General features: G+C 71.2%; 16 protein-coding genes. 1 reads left to right on the forward strand and 15 read right to left on the reverse strand.

Annotated features, from left to right (window positions below; genetic code table 11):
- Positions 1 to 18: 18 nt before the first annotated feature.
- From pstA to pstS, 3 genes are all read right to left on the reverse strand, one after another.
- Positions 19 to 909 carry a phosphate ABC transporter permease PstA gene (gene pstA / locus BM314_RS17210; protein ID WP_091927092.1) on the reverse strand — a complete coding sequence of 297 codons (891 nt, stop codon included), beginning with the start codon at positions 907 to 909 and terminating at the stop codon, positions 19 to 21.
- A 12-nt stretch (positions 910 to 921) separates the two neighbouring features.
- Positions 922 to 1,899: a phosphate ABC transporter permease subunit PstC gene (gene pstC, locus BM314_RS17215; RefSeq protein WP_026605081.1), complete on the reverse strand. Its 978-nt coding sequence runs from the start codon at positions 1,897 to 1,899 to the stop codon at positions 922 to 924.
- 85 nt (positions 1,900 to 1,984) lie between these two features.
- On the reverse strand, positions 1,985 to 3,025 hold the full coding sequence (pstS, locus tag BM314_RS17220) for a phosphate ABC transporter substrate-binding protein PstS (protein WP_020094138.1): 1,041 nt from the start codon (positions 3,023 to 3,025) through the stop codon (positions 1,985 to 1,987).
- 278 nt (positions 3,026 to 3,303) lie between these two features.
- Here pstS and BM314_RS17225 point away from each other — a divergent pair, with 278 nt between their 5' ends.
- Positions 3,304 to 3,549 (forward strand): hypothetical protein, encoded by a 246-nt coding sequence (locus BM314_RS17225; protein WP_020094137.1) that lies wholly within the window; start codon positions 3,304 to 3,306, stop codon positions 3,547 to 3,549.
- A gap of 15 nt (positions 3,550 to 3,564) precedes the next feature.
- Here BM314_RS17225 and BM314_RS17230 read toward each other — a convergent pair whose 3' ends face one another.
- The 12 genes from BM314_RS17230 to BM314_RS17285 form a co-directional block, all read right to left on the reverse strand.
- Positions 3,565 to 3,765 carry a hypothetical protein gene (locus tag BM314_RS17230; protein WP_020094136.1) on the reverse strand — a complete coding sequence of 67 codons (201 nt, stop codon included), beginning with the start codon at positions 3,763 to 3,765 and terminating at the stop codon, positions 3,565 to 3,567.
- Between the two features lie 115 nt (positions 3,766 to 3,880).
- Entirely contained in the window at positions 3,881 to 5,554 is a 1,674-nt protein-coding gene (gene recN, locus BM314_RS17235) for a DNA repair protein RecN (RefSeq protein ID WP_056534038.1), read from the reverse strand.
- Between the two features lie 183 nt (positions 5,555 to 5,737).
- Positions 5,738 to 6,619 carry an outer membrane protein assembly factor BamD gene (locus tag BM314_RS17240; protein WP_091979221.1) on the reverse strand — a complete coding sequence of 294 codons (882 nt, stop codon included), beginning with the start codon at positions 6,617 to 6,619 and terminating at the stop codon, positions 5,738 to 5,740.
- A gap of 187 nt (positions 6,620 to 6,806) precedes the next feature.
- Complete coding sequence (gene lpxC / locus BM314_RS17245) at positions 6,807 to 7,754, reverse strand: UDP-3-O-acyl-N-acetylglucosamine deacetylase (protein ID WP_020094133.1); 948 nt, start codon at positions 7,752 to 7,754, stop codon at positions 6,807 to 6,809.
- Between the two features lie 436 nt (positions 7,755 to 8,190).
- Complete coding sequence (gene ftsZ, locus BM314_RS17250) at positions 8,191 to 9,966, reverse strand: cell division protein FtsZ (protein ID WP_091979174.1); 1,776 nt, start codon at positions 9,964 to 9,966, stop codon at positions 8,191 to 8,193.
- A 91-nt stretch (positions 9,967 to 10,057) separates the two neighbouring features.
- A complete protein-coding gene (gene ftsA / locus BM314_RS17255) occupies positions 10,058 to 11,380 on the reverse strand; it encodes a cell division protein FtsA (RefSeq protein WP_012319319.1) in 1,323 nt (440 codons plus the stop codon).
- Positions 11,381 to 11,432: 52 nt separating this feature from the next.
- A complete protein-coding gene (locus tag BM314_RS17260) occupies positions 11,433 to 12,386 on the reverse strand; it encodes a cell division protein FtsQ/DivIB (protein WP_091979176.1) in 954 nt (317 codons plus the stop codon).
- Entirely contained in the window at positions 12,353 to 13,276 is a 924-nt protein-coding gene (locus BM314_RS17265; protein WP_020094130.1) for a D-alanine--D-alanine ligase, read from the reverse strand. The genes BM314_RS17260 and BM314_RS17265 overlap by 34 nt, the downstream gene beginning before the upstream one ends.
- A 67-nt stretch (positions 13,277 to 13,343) precedes the next feature.
- Entirely contained in the window at positions 13,344 to 14,270 is a 927-nt protein-coding gene (gene murB, locus BM314_RS17270) for a UDP-N-acetylmuramate dehydrogenase (protein ID WP_020094129.1), read from the reverse strand.
- A gap of 199 nt (positions 14,271 to 14,469) precedes the next feature.
- Positions 14,470 to 15,876 carry a UDP-N-acetylmuramate--L-alanine ligase gene (murC, locus tag BM314_RS17275; RefSeq protein WP_091979178.1) on the reverse strand — a complete coding sequence of 469 codons (1,407 nt, stop codon included), beginning with the start codon at positions 15,874 to 15,876 and terminating at the stop codon, positions 14,470 to 14,472.
- A gap of 50 nt (positions 15,877 to 15,926) precedes the next feature.
- Complete coding sequence (gene murG, locus BM314_RS17280; protein ID WP_091979179.1) at positions 15,927 to 17,036, reverse strand: undecaprenyldiphospho-muramoylpentapeptide beta-N-acetylglucosaminyltransferase; 1,110 nt, start codon at positions 17,034 to 17,036, stop codon at positions 15,927 to 15,929.
- A complete protein-coding gene (locus BM314_RS17285) occupies positions 17,033 to 18,199 on the reverse strand; it encodes an FtsW/RodA/SpoVE family cell cycle protein (RefSeq protein ID WP_020094126.1) in 1,167 nt (388 codons plus the stop codon). Before BM314_RS17285 ends, murG begins: the two co-directional genes overlap by 4 nt.
- Between the last annotated feature and the right edge of the window lie 279 nt (positions 18,200 to 18,478).

Here is an 18,478-nt window from a genome sequence, read left to right on the forward strand (position 1 = left end):
GTGTCCTCGAAAGGGGGCTCAGCGCGAGGCCTGCGGCTTGATCACGAGGCGCGCGATGATCGACAGCGCCAGGATGGTGGTGGTGATCAGGAGCGCGCCCGCCCAGGCCAGGCCCTGCCAGTTCGGGTAGGGCGAGAGGGCGAACTGGTAGATCATCACCGGCAGGTTCGCGACGCCGCCCATCAGGTTGGCCGAGAACCAGGAATTGTTGTTGAGCGCGGTGAACAGCAGCGGCGCGGTCTCGCCGGCGATGCGGGCGAGGGCCAGGATGATGCCGGTGACGATGCCGGCCGAGGCCGCCCGCCAGGTCACGCTCATGATCACCGTCGAGGGCGGCGCGCCGAGCGCCGCGCCGGCCTCCCGCAGGGTGCCGGGCACGAGGCGCAGCATGTCCTCGGTGGTGCGCACGATCACCGGCACGGCGATGATCGCCAGCGCCACGCCGCCGGCCCAGCCCGAGTAGGTGCCCATCGGCCGCACCATCAGCGTGTAGACGAACAGGCCGATCAGGATCGACGGCGCCGAGAGCAGGACGTCGTTGAGGAAACGGATGAGGGCGGCCAGCTTCGAGCCGCGCCCGTACTCGGCCAGGAAGGTCCCGGCCATGACGCCGACCGGCGTCGCGATCAGGATGCCGATCCCGGTCAGAACGAGGCTGCCCAGGATGGCGTTGGCGATGCCGCCGCCCTCCGAGCCCGGGCCCGGGGTCGGGTTGGTGAACAGGGTCGGCGTGAAGCCGCGCACGCCCTGGACGATCAGCATCACCAGGATCGAGCCGAGGACCAGGGCGCCGACCACCGTCGCGGCGGCGCAGGCGACGCGCAGGGTCCGGTCGGCGACACGGCGTCCCTGGCGGACGCGGCCGGGGCGGCGCTGTGCGGCCGGGGCGATCGTGCTGGAGGAAACCATCGCGCGTGCTCCTCAGGCGGCCTGGACGCGGCGCGTCAGCAGCCGGGCGATGATGAGCACCACGAAGGTGATCACGAACAGGATGCAGCCCAGAGCCATCAGCGCGTTCAGCTGGAGGCCGTCCGCCTCGTTGAACTCGTTGGCGATGCGCGACGCGATGGTCGAGCTGGGGTCGAAGATCGAGGCCGAGAGCCGGTTGGCGTTGCCGACCACGAAGGTCACCGCCATCGTCTCGCCGAGCGCCCGGCCGAGGCCGAGCATGATCGCGCCGATGATCGAGACGGCCGCCTGCGGCACCAGCACGTGGCGCACGACCTCCCAGGTGGTGCAGCCGATCCCGTAGGCGCTCTCGCGCAGCACGGTCGGGATCTGGTCGAGCATGTCGCGGGCGATCGAGGCGATGAACGGCACGATCATGATCGCCAGGATGATCCCGGCGGTGAACACGCCGACGCCCGACGGCACCCGGGCGTAGAACAGCGTGCCGACGATCGGCATGCCCTCCACGAGGTTCGAGACCGGGATCTGGACGTAGCGCGCCAGGAGCGGCGCGAACACGAACAGGCCCCACATGCCGTAGATGATGCTCGGCACGGCCGCGAGCAGCTCGATCGTCATGGCGACCGGCTTGCGGGCCCAGCCCGGGCAGAGCTGGGTGAGGTAGACCGCGATGCCCAGCGAGACGGGCACGCCGATCAGCAGGGCCAGGAAGGCGGAGGCGACGGTCCCGATCACCGCGACCAGGGCGCCGTACTGCTCGGTCCCGACGTTCCAGGCGCTGGAGGTCAGGAAGCCGAAGCCGAACTCGCGGAAGGCGGGCCAGCCGCCGTACAGGATCGAGCCGAGGATGCCGGCGAGCACGAGCAGCACCAGCAGGGCCGCGCCGTACGAGCAGGTCCGGAACAGCGTGTCGAGGCTCCGGCTCGGCGCTTTCCGCGCGGTCGCGGAACGGGTTCGGCCGAGGGCGATCGATTCGGTCAAAGCGGGCATCCGCGGTTCTCTGCGAAGGGGGGCGTGGTAGCGCGGTGCGTTCCCGGAAGCGAGGGAGGAGGTTCTCACCCCCTCCCCGCCACGCTCACATGTTGAGGACAGGCTTGCCGTCCTTGCCCTTCACGTCCTTCCACTCCTGGTGGATCAGCTCGACGACGTTGTCCGGCAGCGGGACATAGTCGAGGTCGGTGGCGAGCGTGTCGCCGTTCTTGTAGGCCCAGTCGAAGAACTTGAGCACGGCGGCGGACTTGGCCGGGTCGGCGGCGTCCTTGTGGACCAGGATGAAGGTCGCCGCCGTGATCGGCCACGCCGCCTCGCCCGGCTGGTTGGTCAGCGAGATGCCGAAGCCCGGGGTCGCCTTCCAGTCGGCGCTCGCCGCCGCGGCCTGGAACGCCTTGTCGTCGGGCTGCGGGTACTGGCCGGCCTTGTTCTGCAGCAGGGCGTAGGAGAGCTTGTTCTGCTTGGCGTAGGCCGACTCGACGTAGCCGATGGCGTTCGGAACCTGCTTCACGGTGGCGGTCACGCCCTCGTTGCCCTTGCCGCCCTGCCCGACCGGCCAGGAGATCGTCGTGGCCGCGCCGTACTCCTTCTTCCAGGGCTCGGAGACCTGGGACAGGTAGGTGGTGAAGATGTTGGTCGTGCCCGACGCGTCGGAGCGGTAGACCGGGGTGATGTTGGCGTCGGGGAGCTTCAGCCCGTCATTGAGCTTGGCGATGCGCGGGTCGCTCCACTTCGCGATCTTGCCGGCGTAGATGTCGGCCAGCACGTCGCCGGTGAGCTTGAGCTTGCCCGGCTCGATCCCGGGGATGTTCACCACCGGCACGACGCCGCCCATCACGGTCGGGAACTGGACGAGGCCGTCCTTGGCCAGCTGCTCGGGCTTCAGGGGCGCGTCGGTGGCGCCGAAATCGACCGTCTTGGCCTGGATCTGCTTGATGCCGCCGCCGGAGCCGATCGACTGGTAGTTGAGGCCCGAGCCGGTCTCCTTGCGATAGGCCTCGGCCCACTTCGAGTAGACCGGGAACGGGAAGGTGGCGCCGGCGCCGGTGATATCGGCGGCGAGCGCCGCGGACGCCAGCTGAACCGTCGCGAGGCCGACGGCGAGCGCGTAAGCGAAGGGTCTCAAAGGAATCTCCGTTGCCGTCGGGCTAGAGCCTGCGCTGCCCCGCCGGCGGGCCCGTGCCCGCGGCAGAGCCCTGCGGCCGATCTTCCGAAGAGACCCAGCGCCGGCCGCCCGATGGCCGGGCGGTTACGACAAGTAGATGACACCGGGATGACACGGGGGATGACGGGGGGACGACACGGGGACGACACCGCGCGTCGGCCGGGCGCGGCACGGTTCCGGCCTCTCGCGCGTTCCTCTCCGCCAAGAGCGGCAGCCGGCAGCAGAAGGACGCGCGGATCGTGGGCGGCGACGAGGTGGATGCGGCGACGGAATCCGATCCGGCCTGGCTGGCCCTGCACGCCGAGCGGGAGGCCGTGGAGCGGGCGCTCGCGCTGGCGCAAGCCCGGCAGAAATTCAGCCCCGACCCGGACGCGGCCTCCGCGGCGCGCGTCGAGGAGGCGGAGCTGCTGGTGAGCCTCGACCGCGTGCTGACGCTGATTCGTGCGGCCGAGTACCGTCGCCGGCCGGGGGCGCGCCGCTGGTGAGGCCGCCGCCCCGGGTCAGACCGCCCGGCGCAGCTCCCGCTCCTTCTGGCGCAAGCGCAGGAGCAGCTCGACATGCGTGTCGGTGATCGGCTGCGTGTCGACGCTGCCCTCGTAGACCGTGCGGAGCGTGAGGCCGAGCTGGCGGGTGTCGACCGCCCGCTTCAGGGGCTGTCCCGCGGGCAGAGACCCATCGGAGTCGACGACTGACGGCTTCATGGCTCCTCCCGCCCTTCGACCGCCCAACCCTGCCGCGGTACCGGGATGACAGCATTCTCACGATGAATAGTTAACGAATTATTACCTTCAACCAACGGTTAAGGTTGACGCCGGTTCACGCGTCGGCGCCCTGGAGGAGTCGCGCGGCCGCTGCCCGGGCCTCGTCGGTGACGGTGGCGCCCGCCAGCATCCGGGCGATCTCCTCGCGGCGCTCGGCGACCGGCAGGCTCGCCACCCGCGTGGCGACGCGGCCGGCCCCTTTCACGGGGGCCTTGGCGATCAGGAAATGCGTCTCCGCCCGCGCGGCGACCTGGGGCGCGTGGGTGACCGCGACCACCTGCACGGTCGCCGCCAGCCGGGCGAGCCGCATCCCGATGGCGTCCGCCACCGCGCCGCCCACGCCGGTATCGATCTCGTCGAAGATGAGCGTCGGGGCCGAGCCCTTGTCGGCCAGCACGACCTTCAGCGCCAGCATGAAGCGCGACAGCTCGCCGCCCGAGGCGACCTTCATCATCGGGCCGGGTTTGGTCCCGGGATTGGTCTGGGCCCAGAACTCGACCCGGTCGGTGCCGGCCGGGTCGCGGGAATCCGGGTCCGTGGCGATCTCGGTGATGAAGCGGGCGCGCTCCAGCTTGAGCGGCGGCAGCTCGGCCTTCACGGCCGCGTCGAGCTGCTTGGCCGCCCGGCGCCGCCCGGCGCTGAGCTTCTCGGCCGCCTCGGCGTAGGCGGCCTCCGCCGTCGCGAGCGCCTGCTCCAGCCCGGCCAGAGCCGCCTCGCCGGCATCGATCGCCGCCACGTCGCCGGCGTAGCGCTCCGCCAGGGCGGCGAGGTCGTCGGCCGCGACGTCGTACTTGCGGGACGCGGCGCGCAGGGCGAAGAGCCGCTCCTCGACGCGCTCCAGGTCGCGGGGATCGAACTCCGTCTCGGCTACCGCCGCCTCGAGGACCGCGCGGGCTTCGTCGAGGGCGACCATCGCGGCGTCGAGGACGTTCACGCACGGGTCCACCAGGGCCGGCAGCTGCGCGGCGCGCCGCTCCAGCTTGCGCAGGGCGGCCGAGAGGTGCGGCACGCCGGAATGGGGGCCGCCGACGGCCTCGAGCGCCTCGTTGAGCTCGCGCGCGACCTTCTCGGATTGCTGCATGATCGTGCGGCGCTCGGCGAGCTGGGCCTCCTCACCGGCGAGCGGCGCCAGTGCGGCGAGCTCCTCCACGGCGTGGCGCAGGAAGTCGGATTCCTTGCGGGCCGCCTCCACGCGGGCGCGGTGCTCGGCGAGTTCGGTGCGGGCATGCCGCACGGTCCGCGACGCGGCGGCGACCTTCGCGAGCTGGGTCTGGAGGCCGCCGAAGGCATCGAGGATCGCCCGGTGCGAGGCGGGGTCGGCCAGCGCCCGGTCATCGTGCTGACCGTGGATCTCCACGAGAGCCGCGCCGATCGCCCGCAGGACCTGAACGCCCACCGGCTGGTCGTTGACGAAGGCGCGGGTCCGGCCGTCCGCCATCTGGGTCCGGCGCAGGATCAGGTCGCCCTCGGTGTCGATCTCGGCCTCGGCCGCGATCCGGCGCGCCGGATGGTCGAGGGGCAGATCGAACACGGCCGTGACCGCGCCCTGGGCCTCGCCGTGGCGGACCAAGCGGCCGTCGCCGCGGCCGCCGAGCGCCAGGGCGAAGGCGTCGAGCAGGATCGATTTGCCCGCGCCCGTCTCCCCGGTCAGGACGCTGAGTCCCGATCGGAAATTCAGTTCGAGCCTGTCGATCAGGACGATGTCGCGGATCGCGAGCTGCGCCAGCATGCGGCGACGGGGATTCCTCAGGATGGGACCGCAGACATAAGGCCGCCGCGGCGCGGATTCACCCCAAAAATGCGTCGCACCACGCGGTCGGTGCAACGCGCCGGGCGCCGCAATGGGCAAGGCCCGGAGCGGCGGCTCCGGGCCTCGAGGTTTCGTGGGCGGTCCCCGCGCAGGCGCGGCGGCTTACTGGGCCGAGGCGGTCTTGCCCGTGACGGTCCGGTAGATCTTCGAGAGGAACGAGCTCTTCTCCTCGCGGGGCTCGAGACCGCCCTGCGCCAGCAGCGCGTGGGCGTCCTTGTACCAGGGGCTCTCCGGGAAGTTGTGGCCGAGCACCGCGGCGGCGTTCTGCGCCTCCTGGGTGATGCCGAGCGCCCAGTAGGCCTCGGTCAGGCGCTCGAGCGCCTCCTCGGCGTGCCGGGTGGTCTGATACTTGGCGACCACGTCGCGGAAGCGGTTGATCGCCGCCGGGAAATTGCGCTTCTCGAGGTAGAAGCGGCCGATCTCCATCTCCTTGCCGGCGAGCTGATCGCGGGTGATCTGGATCTTCGCCTTCGCGTCCGCGGCGTATTCGGAGGTCGGGTACTTCTGCACCAGCTCCTGCAGCGCGACGAGGGCCTTCTCGGAGCGCTCCTGATCGCGGGTGACGTCCGGGATCTGCTTATAGTTCGACATCGCCATCAGGTACTGCGCGTAGGCCGCATCCTTGCTGGCCGGATGGCGCTGCAGGTAGCGCTTCGAGGCGCTGATCGCGTCGTCGTACTTCTGGCCCTCGTAATTGGCGTAGGCCGTCATCAGCAGCGCCTTCCGGGACCAATCGGAGTACTGGTACTGCTTGTCCAGGCTGTCGAACTTCTTGACCGCGCCCTCGTAGTCGCTGTCCTCGAGCTTGGCGAGGCCGTCGCTGTACAGCTTGTCGGCCGGAACGTCCGGCACGACCTCGGGCTTGTACTTCTCGGCGAAGATGCTCGTCGGGTCGAAGTCGCAGCCGCCGAGGCCCAGGCCGAGGACGGCCACGAGGGGCGCCGCGAAGGCCGCTGCCCGGCGATGACGAATGGTGACAGGCATCTGGCGCTCTTTCCCGGAACCGGCGCCGTTGCGCGCCGTCATGCCATCGCGTGGGTGGATCCGGCCCGCCCCGGGCCGTGCCCGCCGTTCACGGACCGTTAAACCGTGCCGTTCGATTCGGGCACGAAAGCGGCAAGGCTGCGGCAGTCAGGATCGGTTGCGGGCTGTGGCCCGTCGGTCACAGGGGCTACAGGTCGCCCGCGAAGGCGGCGAGCCCCAGGCCGGCACCGAGTTCGGACAGCACGGTCTCGCGGCGCGAGCCCTGCGCCTCGACGATGGCGTAGTTCGCCCGGTCGGCGAACAGGGCCGACAGCACCCCGACATTCATCCGGTGGCCGCCGCAATAGGAGCGGTAGGCTCCCTGGATCGGCAGGCCCGCCAGGGCGAGGTCGCCGATGGCGTCGAGGATCTTGTGGCGGACGAACTCGTCCTGGAAGCGCAGGCCCTCGGGATTGACCACCGCGGTCTCGCCGACCGCCACGGTGTTCTCCAGGGAGGCACCGAGGGCGAAGCCCGCCTTCCAGTAGCGCTCCACGTCCCGCATCATCCCGAAGGTGCGGGCGCCGGCGATCTCGCGGCGGTAGGTCGCGGGCGACAGGTCCATCGCCTTGCGGGAACGGCCGATCACCGGGCTCTCGAAGTCGATCTCGACGTCGAGGCGGAAGCCGCGGTCGATCGGGCGCAGTTCCGCGAAGGATGTCCCGGTCTCGATGCGGACGTGGCGGAGGATCTTGAGCCAGCGCCGCGGCGTGTCGCAGGTGGCGATGCCGGTCTGGTCGATCGCCTGGACGAAGGGGAGCGCGGACCCGTCGAGGATCGGCATCTCGGGGCCGTCGATCTCGACCAGAGCGTTGTCGACGCCCAGCCCGTACAGGGCGGACATCAGGTGCTCGACGGTGGCGACCGCGCCGGTCTCGACGTCACCCAGGACGGTGCAGAGTTCGGTGGCGGAGACGAGGGCGTGATGCGCCTTGATCAGGCGGTCGTTGCCGTGGGTGGTGCCGGTGCGGAGGAAAGCGATGCCGTGATTGGCTGGAGCGGGTCGGATGGTGATCTCGGCGGGGTTGCCGGAGTGAACTCCGATCCCCGAGAGAGTCGCCGGCCCTTTGAGGGTCGTCTGTTTATGCGTTCGCATTCCTTAGCCCCCGGGCGCGATCATTTCCGCCACCCCGACTGGGGGTGAGGATAAACTGACTGATCCGTCCGCTGCTTGATGCCCTAGCCCACGCGATCAGGTTGTGTCCTGCTGCGTGTCGTCTCGATCACATGGTTTCTATAGCTGCGCCGCACAGGGCAGCCAAATCACGGATTCTTACGGTCTGTTACAGACACGCTTAGCGGTTCGTCACCACAAAGCGCTGCTCCACCAAAGGCTTAAAGGTTGGTTAATGCGTGACTAACCCGCGGCCGTTCTGTGGCGCGGATGCACCATGCGCCACGGCTCGAGAGCCGCGGCGCACAGCCTCGTCGAGCCCTATTCCTCACCGCAACAACCATGAGTTGCTTTGCTGCAGCGCGAAGGGGCCGGCGGTTTCCCGCCAGCCCCGGGCCGTGCCGGAGACCCGGCCCGGTCAGTTCGCCTGACGGCGGAGGAAGGCCGGGATTTCGAGCTGATCGTCGTCCATCATCCGCGGCTGGGGCGCGGCCCGGCCCTGACCGTCGAGGTTGCCCTGGGCCGGGCGGTACTGCGGGACCGCGGGGGCGGCCGGAGCGCGCGGGGCCGGCGGCACGTGGGGCTGGGCCATGTGGGGCTGGGCCATGTGCGACTGGGCCATATGCGGCTGCGGGGCGGCGGGCGAGGCCGGCCGGGCCGCCGGGGCGCCGTCCATGTCCTCGCGGCGGCCGCCGAAGCCCACCGTCGCGAGCCGGCGCAGCAGCGAGGTCCGCTTGGATTCCGGGGCGGCCTCCTCGGCAGCGCGGTTCGCCATGATCTGCGTCTGGGCGATCGGCGGCAGCTCGTGGATCTGCGGCATGCGCGGGGCGCGGGCGAGCGGCGTGCCCGTCGGGGCGGCCGGACGCGGCGGCACGAACGGACCGGCCTCGACGGCGGGCGCCGCCTCGACGCGCTGCGGCGCGGGGGCCGGGACGAACGGCGCCGCGGCGCGCGCCTGGACCGGGGCGAGCACGACGTCGTCGCGGGTCATCGGCGCGGCGGCCTCGATGCGGCTGTCGATCCGCGACTCGGGGCGCATCTCGGGGGCCGCGAGCGGCGCGGGGGCCGGGGCGGGCATCGGCGCCGGGGCGACCGACTCGGTGCGGATGCTCGGCACCGGCGAGGCGGCGCGCGACCGGGCCTCGGCGCGCAGGCGCTCGGCGACCTCGGCGATGCGCTGCTCGGTCTCGGCGATGGCCGGGTTGTTGGGCGAGTTCGCCGAGATCAGCGCCGGCTCGATGCCGGTGGCGACCACCGACACGCGGATGATGCCGTCGAGGCTCTCGTCGAAGGTGGCGCCCAGGATGATGTTGGCGTCCTGGTCGACCTCCTCGCGGATGCGGGTGGCGGCCTCGTCGAGCTCGTAGAGGGTCAGGTCGGAGCCGCCGGTGATCGAGATCAGCAGGCCGCGCGCGCCCTTCATCGAGACGTCGTCGAGCAGCGGGTTGGCGATGGCGGCCTCGGCGGCGCGGTTGGCGCGCTTCTCGCCGGACGCCTCGCCGGTGCCCATCATGGCCTTGCCCATGCCGCGCATGATCGCCCGGACGTCGGCGAAGTCGAGGTTGATGAGGCCTTCCTTCACCATCAGGTCGGTGATGCAGGCGACGCCCGAGTAGAGCACCTGGTCGGCCATCGCGAAGGCGTCCGCGAAGGTGGTCTTCTCGTTGGCGACCCGGAACAGGTTCTGGTTCGGGATCACGATCAGGGTGTCGACCGCGGCCTGCAGCTCCTGGATGCCGGACTCGGCGGTCCGCATGCGGCGCATGCCCTCGAACTGGAACGGCTTGGTCACGACGCCGACCGTCAGGATGCCCATGTCGCGGGCCGCCCGGGCGATGACCGGCGCGGCGCCGGTGCCGGTGCCGCCGCCCATGCCGGCGGTGATGAAGCACATGTGGGCGCCGGAGAGCTGGTCGCGGATCTCGTCGATCACCTCGTCGGCGGCGGCCGAGCCGACCTCCGGGTGCGATCCGGCGCCGAGGCCCTGGGTGACGCCCAGGCCCATCTGGATCACCCGCTCGGCCTTCGAGGAGGTGAGCGCCTGCGCGTCGGTGTTGGCCACGACGAACTCGCAGCCGAGGAGGCCCGACTCGATCATGTTGTTGACGGCGTTGCCGCCGGCGCCGCCGACGCCGAAGACGGTGATGCGGGGCTTCAGTTCCCGGATGTCCGGCGCCTGGAGGGTGATGGCCATGGTGTCGAGCCTCTCGCTAACTGTGCTGTCCGTGCGACGCCTGGGCGCCGGATCCCTTCGATCCCCCCGCGCGAGCGGGCGGGCGTGAAACCTAGAAGCTGTCCCGGAGCCAGCGGCCGACCCGGTTCAGGTAGTTGTCGGTCCCGGTCGCCGCGAAGGCGCCGTGCCCCCGCGGCTCGAAATGCTCGGCATGGGCGACCTGCGGGTAGACGAGCAGGCCGACCGCCGCCGAGAAGGCCGGACCCTTGGCGGCTTCCGGCAGGCCCCGGATGCCGAGGGGCCGTCCGATCCGCACCTGACCCTGGAGGACGCGGCGGGCGACCTCGGGCAGACCGACGAGCTGGCTGGCGCCGCCGGTGAGGACGACGCGCCGCCCGGCCTGGGCGGCGAAGCCCGCGTCGCGCAGGCGGTCCCGCACCAGCTCGACCACCTCCTCGACGCGCGGCTTGATGATCCGCACGAGCTGCGAGCGCGGGATGTGGGCCGGCGCCTCGCCCTCGTCCTCGCCGACGCCGTGCACGGCGATCATGTCGCGGTCGTCGGAGGGAGTGGAGAGGGCCGAGCCGTAGAGGGTCTTCAGCCGCTCGGCCGCCGCCATGCGGGTGGAGAGGCCGCGGGCGATGTCCATGGTGACGTGGTGGCCGCCGACCGCCAGGGCGTCCACGTGGACGAGGTGGCCGCCGGAGAACACGCCGACGCTGGTGGTGCCACCGCCCATGTCGACGACGCAGACGCCCATCTCGGCCTCGTCGTCGACCAGCGCCGAGAGGCCGGCCGCGTAGGGTGTGGCGATCACCGCCTCGACGCCGAGGTGGCAGTGCTCCACCGCCAGCATGACGTTGCGGGCGGCCGCGAGCTCGCTGGTGACGACGTGCAGGTCGACGCTGAGCGCCTCGCCGATCATGCCCGACGGGTCGATGACGGCGCCCTGCCCGTCGAGGGCGTAGCCGGTGGGCAGCGCGTGCAGCACGGCCCGGCCGGGGCTGACGCCGTGGGCGCTGGCGGTCTCGAGCACCCGCTCGACGTCGCTGCCCGTGACGGTGCCCGAGCGGACATTCACCCGCGCCTGGAAATGCTGCGAGGCGAGCCGGCCGCCCGACATGTTGACGATGACCGACTGGACCTCGACCTTGGCCATGCGCTCGGCGGCGTGGACCGCCTGACGGATCGCGCTCTCGGCCGCGGCGAGATCGACGATGGCGCCCCCCTTCAGGCCCAGGGAGCGCTGGTGCCCGATGCCGATGATGCGCGCGAGGTGCGTGCGGCCGCGGAGCGTCGTGAGCGCTTCGGCGGGCTGCAATTCGGCGATGAGGCAGACCACCTTGCTCGTACCGATGTCGAGCACCGAGAGGGTGGTCGAGCGCCGGGCGGAGAGCGGCTTCAAGCGCGGCGTGAGGCCGTGTTGGCTGTGCATTGACGCTACCGGGCGCGGGATGCGGGACGGGCGGAGATCGACAGGAAGGGCATCAGCTGGCCGCGCCCTTCTTCTTCGCCTTCTGGGCTTCCGCGCGGGCGGCGGCGGCCTCCTCGGTCAGGCGCACCACCAGGCGGTCCGGCATGCGCAGGTCCACCGCGATGACGTCCTTCTCGAGCAGGTGGGCCTCGCGCTCGAACCGGACGAGGCGGGCGAGCGCCGCGGCCGGATCGACCTCGGGCAGGCGCACGTCGATGCCGTCGAACTTGAGGGTCCAGCGCCGGCCGGACACGTAGGTGCCGGCCTTGATCCGCTCGGCGAGCGGCCCCGCGGCGGCGATGAGGGCGAGGTATTCCGGAAGCTTGGTGTTGGCGTCCTCGCCGACCACCAGGGGCAGGCTGGCGTAGCGGTCGTCGCGCATGGCGTCGATGACGGTGCCGTCGGCGGCGATCACGCTGATCTCGCCGTTCTTCTGCCAGAGGGCCGCGGGCTCGCGCTCCATCTGGGTGATGGCGATCTCGTTGGGGTAGATCTTCCGGACCGAGGCCTGCGCGATCAGCGGCACGCGGAGCAGCCGCTCGCGCACGTCGTTGACGTCGAGGAAGGGAACCGAGGAGCGCCAGTCGATCCCGGCGGCCGCCAGGACCTCGCGCTCGTACATGCGGGAGATGCCCGAGATGGTGACGCGCTCGACGCCGAAGCCGGCGACGCGCGCGGCGATGTCGAGGGGGCGGCCCTGCTCGGCCACGAACGCGTCGTAGCGGCCGCTCGCCACGAAACCGGCGAGCGCCACGGCGGCGGCGGAGACGGAGACCGCCACGATCCCGGCGCCGCGGGGCAGGCGCTCGCTCAGGCGCTGACTCGGGCGGGCCCGACGAACCGAGAGCGACCGGGACGTGCCGCGGCCGGTGAGCCGGCCCAGGATCGCGCCGGCGAGGCGCGCGGGACCGCTCCGGCCGGCGGCGTCGCCGCTCAGCGATTCAGGGAAGCGTCCTCCACCATCCATCGGACGAGCTCACCGAAACTCAGGCCCGCATGGGCCGCCATCTCCGGCACAAGGCTCGTCTGGGTCATGCCGGGTTGCGTGTTGACCTCCAGCACCACGAGCAGACCGGTTCCACCCGGTGTGTCGTCGTAGCGAAGGTCGGCACGGCTGACGCCCCGACAGCCCAGTGCTTGATGCGCCGTTAACGACAGTTCTTGGACACGCTGGTAAACATTTGGTTTAAGTTCGGCCGGGAGCACGTGCACCGAGCCCCCCGGGGCGTACTTGGCGTCGTAATCGTACCAATCGCCCGTGGCGGCCTTCACCTCGATCACTCCGAGGGCCTTGTCGCCCATCACGCCGCAGGTGAGTTCGCGGCCAGCAATGTAAGGTTCTGCAAGGACTTGCTCGCCGAACGTCCACTCCTCGGAGGCGAGGATCTGGGGCGGGTGCGAGCGGCCGTCGCGCACGATGATCACACCCACCGATGAGCCTTCCGCGATCGGTTTCACGACGTAGGGTGGCGGCAGAGGGTGTGTCCTGGCGGCCTCACGACGGTTAACGATCCGGCCCTCGGGCACGTCGACGCCGGCGGCGCGCATGACGGTCTTGGCCCGCTCCTTGTTCATCGCGAGCGCCGACGCGAGGACGCCGGAATGGGTGTAGGGGATCTTGAGGATCTCCAGCAGGCCCTGGATGGTGCCGTCCTCGCCGTCCGGCCCGTGGAGCGCGTTGAAGGCCACGTCCGGCCGGAGCGCCGTCAGCACCGCGGCGATGTCGGGGCCGACATCGACCCGGGTGACCCGGTAGCCCTCCCCTTCGAGCGCGTCGGCGCAGGCCTTGCCGGAACTGAGGGAGACCTCGCGCTCGGCGGAGGTGCCGCCCAGCAGGACGGCGACGTGCTTGGACATCAGGGCACCTCGAATAGGTCGGCTTCAATCAGGATCTGAGCGCACCGGTCCGTCCGGAACACCGCTCTCACGTCGTGCCGGCGGGGCGGCCGATGCGCCGGATCTCCCAGCGCAATGCGACCCCGCTGGTCTCCCGGACGCGGCGGCGGACCTCTTCGCCGAGCCCCTCGATATCGGCCGCGCTCGCAGTACCGGTATTGATCAAGAAGTTGCAGTGCATCTCGCTGACCTGAGCGCCGCCCCGCCTCAATCCGCGGCAGCCGGCGGCGTCGACGAGCTGCCACGCCTTGCCGCCGTCCGGGTTGGCGAAGGTCGAGCCGCCGGTCCGCTCGCGGATCGGCTGCGCGGCCTCGCGGGCGGCGGTGACCCGCTCCATCTCGGCCTCGATGGCGACCCGGTCGCCGGGCCGCCCGCGGAAGACGGCGCGCGTGAAGATCACGTCCTCCGGGGCGTCCGAGTGCCGGTAGGAGAAGCCCATGTCGGCGTGGCTGAAGGTGCGCAGTGCGCCCCCGCGGTCGATGCCGCGGGCCTCGACCAGCACGTCGGTGGTCTCGCCACCATGCGCGCCCGCGTTCATGCGCAGCGCCCCGCCGATCGAGCCGGGGATGCCCCGGTAGAAGGCGAGCCCGTCGAGCCCGGCCTCGGCGGCCGCCTTGGCGAGGCGCATGTCCGGGACCGCGGTGCCGACGGTCAGCGCGTCGCCGTCGACCGCGATGCTGCCGAAGGCCTTGCCGCCGAGGCGCACGACCACGCCCGGCACGCCGCCGTCCCGCACGATCAGGTTCGAGCCGAGCCCGATCACCGTGACCGGCACGTCCGGATCGAGAGCGGCGAGGAGGCGGGCGAGATCCTCCTCGTCGGCCGGGGTGAACAGCACCTCGGCCGGTCCGCCGACCCGGAACCAGGTGAGGTCGGCGAGCGGCTGGTCGGCGAGCAGGCGCCCGCGGAGGTCGGGCGCGGCGGCCCGGATGCGATCGTGCAGAGAGGCGGTCATCTGTGTGTCTCCCCTCGCCCCGCCCGCGGGGAGAGGGATGCGGCGATCCTGGTGTCGTCGCATCGGGGTGGCAGCGGACGCTGCGAGGCCGGGGTCCGGAGAGTCACCGCCGGGTTCATCCTTGGAGCGCAGCCCAGTGTGGACGGTCGAGGGTGCCGCCGACCCGAGAGGCCTCCCGGGGCGGGCGCGCGCACCGCGCCTACCGTCCCCGCGCGGCGAGTTCGTCCGGCAGGGCGTAGGCCCACTGGGTGATCGTGCCGGCGCCGAGGCACACCACGTAGTCGCCGGGCTTGGCGAGCTCCGCGATGATGCCCGCGAGTTCCTCCGGCCGCTCCAGGGCCCGGGCGTCGCGGTGGCCGCGGGAGCGCAGGCCGGCCACGAGGCTGTCTCGGTCGAAGCCCTCGATCGGCTGCTCGCCGGCCGCGTAGACCGGCGCGACGATGACCGTGTCGGCATCGTTGAAGCAGGTGCAGAAATCGTCGAACAGCGACTGCAGGCGGGTGTAGCGGTGCGGCTGCACGATGGCGACGACGCCGTGCTCGGTCGAGGCGCGGGCGGCCTTGAGCACCGCCTTGATCTCCACCGGATGGTGCCCGTAATCGTCGAAGATCGTCGCGCCGTTCCACTCGCCGGTGCGGGTGAAGCGCCGCTTCACGCCGCCGAAGCCCGCGAGCGCCTGGCGGATCGCGTCCGGCTTCACGCCGAGCTCGTGCGCGACGGCGAGCGCCGCGGTGGCGTTGAGGGCGTTGTGCTTGCCGGGCATCGGGAGGACGAGATCCTCCATCTCCATCCGGTAGCCGGGCCGACGGTCGCGGATCATCACCCGGAAGCGGCTCTGGCCGCCGCGCAGGTCCACGTCGATCAGGCGCACGTCGGCCTGCGGGTTCTCGCCGTAGGTGATGATCCGCCGGTCCTCGATATGGCCGACGAGATCCTGGACCACCGGGTGGTCGATGCACATCACCGCGAAGCCGTAGAACGGGATGTTGTCGATGAAGCGCCGGAACGCGTCCTTGATCGCGTCGAACGAGCCGAAATGGTCGAGATGCTCGGGATCGATGTTGGTGACGATCGCGACGTCGGCCGGCAGCTTCAGGAAGGTGCCGTCGGACTCGTCGGCCTCCACCACCATCCACTCGCCCGCCCCCATGCGGGCGTTGGTGCCGTACGCGTTGATGATGCCGCCGTTGATCACGGTCGGGTCGAGGTTGCCGGCGTCGAGCAGCGTGGCGACGAGCGACGTGGTCGTGGTCTTGCCGTGCGTGCCGGCGATCGCCACGCAGGACTTGAAGCGCATCAGCTCCGCCAGCATCTCGGCCCGTCGCACCACGGGCAGGCGTCGCTCGCGGGCGGCCTGCAGCTCGGGGTTGTCGCGCCGGATCGCGGTCGAGACGACGACGAGGGCGGCCTCCTCGACGTTCTCGGCGTCGTGGCCCACGAAGGTGCGCATGCCCTTCTCGGCGAGACGGCGGACATTGGCGTTGTCGGAGGCGTCCGAGCCCTGCACCGTGTAGCCGAGGTTGTGCATCACTTCGGCGATGCCGGACATGCCGATGCCGCCGATGCCGATGAAGTGGATGGGGCCGAGCTTGTCGGGCAGCTTCATGGGTCGAACCGTCTGGTGGCGGGACCGCCGGTGCGGAATCCCTCAAGAAATCAGGTGCGGGCGGCCGTCTCGACGACGACCTCGGCCAGCCGCTCGGCGGCGTCGTGGATGCCCGCGCTTCTGGCCGCATCGGCCGCCGCGGTCAATTTTGCCGGCGTCTCGAAGCAGGCGGTCAGCTCCGCGGCGAGCCGTTCGGGCGTGAAATCCGGCTGCTTCACCGCCAGCGCCGCGCCGATGGCGTCGAGAGTCGCGGCGTTGGCGGCCTGGTCCTGGTCGAGGGAGCCCGGCAGCGGCACGAGGATCGACGGGCGGCCGATCGCCGCGAGCTCGGAGACCGTCGAGGCGCCGGAGCGCGAGACCACGAGGTGGCTCGCGGCCATCCGCGCCGGCAGGTCCTTGAAGAACGGCGCCGCCTCGATCCCGGCGAGCCCCATGGCGAGATAGCGGTTCTGAACGGCCGTCAGGTCCTCGGGGCGGACCTGCTGGACGAGGTGCAGGCGGGCGCGCAGCGCGTCGGGCAGGCGGGCGATCGCCTCCGGCACGACCTCGCCCATGACCCGGGCGCCCTGGCTGCCGCCGAAGACCAGGAGCCGCAGGGCGTCGCCCGCGCCGAAAGCGGGATACGGGACCTTGGCCGCCTCGATCACCGCCGGGCGGAGCGGATTGCCGGTGTGGATCCGCGGGGCCTTGGCCTTGTCGGGCACGCCGCGCACGACCTTGAAGCCGGTGGCGATGGTGCGGGCGCCCCGCGCCAGGAAGGCGTTGGCCCGGCCCATCACGGCGTTCTGCTCGTGCAGGATCGTCGGCACGCGCAGGATCTGGCCGGCGAGCACCGGCGGCACGGTCGGGTAGCCGCCGAAGCCCACGATGGCGGCCGGGTTGATCCGGCGGATCTCCTTCGCGGCCACGCCGAAGCCCCGGCCGAGGGTCAGCACGGCGCCGGCCCGCTTCAGCGGCGAGCGGCCGGACGGCGTCGCCGAGGCGATGGTCACCACCTCGGAGGCCGGGAATTCGGACGCGATGGCATCGACCCGGGCGTCGGTGGCGAGCGCCACCCGGATGCCGCGGGCGCGCAGGGCGTGGGCGAGGCTCTCGGCCGGGAACAGGTGGCCGCCGGTGCCGCCCGCGCAGAGCAGGATCGTGGGGGTGAAGACGGTCACCGCATCACCCCGGCGACGGTGGCGGGCGCGGTGCCGGGGGGCTTCTGGCTGAGCATGACGGTGCGGGGCCGCTTGCGGGTCAGGGCGACGAGGAAGCCGGTGCCGAGCGCCAGCGAGATCAGCGAGGAGCCGCCGTAGGAGACGAACGGCAGCGTCATGCCCTTGGCGGGCATCAGCTGGGTGTTCACCGCCATGTTGATGCAGGCCTGCAGGCCGAACAGCGTGGTCAGGCCGGTGATCGCCAGCCGCGAGAAGGTGTCGTCGGTGCGCCGCGCGAGCTTGAGGCCGCGCAGGACGATGAAGGCGAACAGCGCCACGAGGCAGAGGCAGACGATCACGCCGAACTCCTCGCCGGTGACCGAGAAGATGAAGTCGGTATGCGCGTCCGGCAGGTGGCGCTTGGCCACGCCCTCCCCCGGCCCGGTGCCGAACCAGCCGCCCGAGCGGAACGATTCGCGCGACCAGAAATCCTGGAAGCCGCCGCCGGAATCCCGGTCGAGGAACTTGTTGAAGCGCTCGCGGACGTGGTGGAAGAACAGGTAGGCAGCGAACACACCTCCGAGGCCCAGCACGCCGAGGACGGCCACCCAGATCAGGTGGAGGCCGGCCACGAAGAACAGCGCGCACCACACCATGGTAATCAGCATGGTCTGGCCGAAATCGGGCTGGAGCAGCAGCGGCACGATGGTGATCGGCAGGAGCAGCAGCGCCAGGATGCCGCCCGGCATGTCGCGGCGCTGGGCGCCCTCCGAGAAGGCCCAGGCGGCGACGACCACGAAGGCCGGCTTCACGAACTCCGAGGGCTGCAGGCCGAAGGAGCCGAACTGGATCCAGCGATGCGCGCCCTTGATCTCGGGCCCGAACTTGCCGGCGAGCAGGCACAGGATGACGCCCAGGATCCACGTGACGAGCGCGAGCCGCCGGATGCCGCGCAGCGACAGGAACGAGACCGCGCAGATCAGCAGGATGGTCGGCGCGAGGTACATCGCCTGCCGATTGAGGAAGTAGAAGGTCGGCAGGCCGATCCGCTCGGCCACGGGCGGGCCGCCGCCCATCAGGAAGACGAGGCCCGCGACCATCAGCGCGAACAGCGCCGCGAGCAGGCCGCGGTCCACCGTCCACCACCAGTCCGTCAGGGGGGTGCGTTCCGCGCGTGACATCATGCCGGGCAACGACTCCAGGCCGCACGGATGCCGATCCGCGCGGGTCGGCCGGGATCCTCGGCAGGAATGGTAAACGGAGCCTTATGACCGACAGGTCGGGGCGCGTCGGGGCACGTCAGGACGCGCCGGCCACGCAGCCGGCGGCCCCTGGGATGCTGTATTAGGACCGCGCAATACTAGTAAAAAGACACTCTATGTTAATCTTCCCATTGCAACTTTCGGATGTATCGACCCGGCGGGTCGCGGTGCGCCGCGCCCGATCCGCCCAGCGGAAGCCGA

This window comes from Methylobacterium sp. 13MFTsu3.1M2, from assembly GCF_900112625.1.
Classification (GTDB): Bacteria; Pseudomonadota; Alphaproteobacteria; order Rhizobiales; family Beijerinckiaceae; genus Methylobacterium.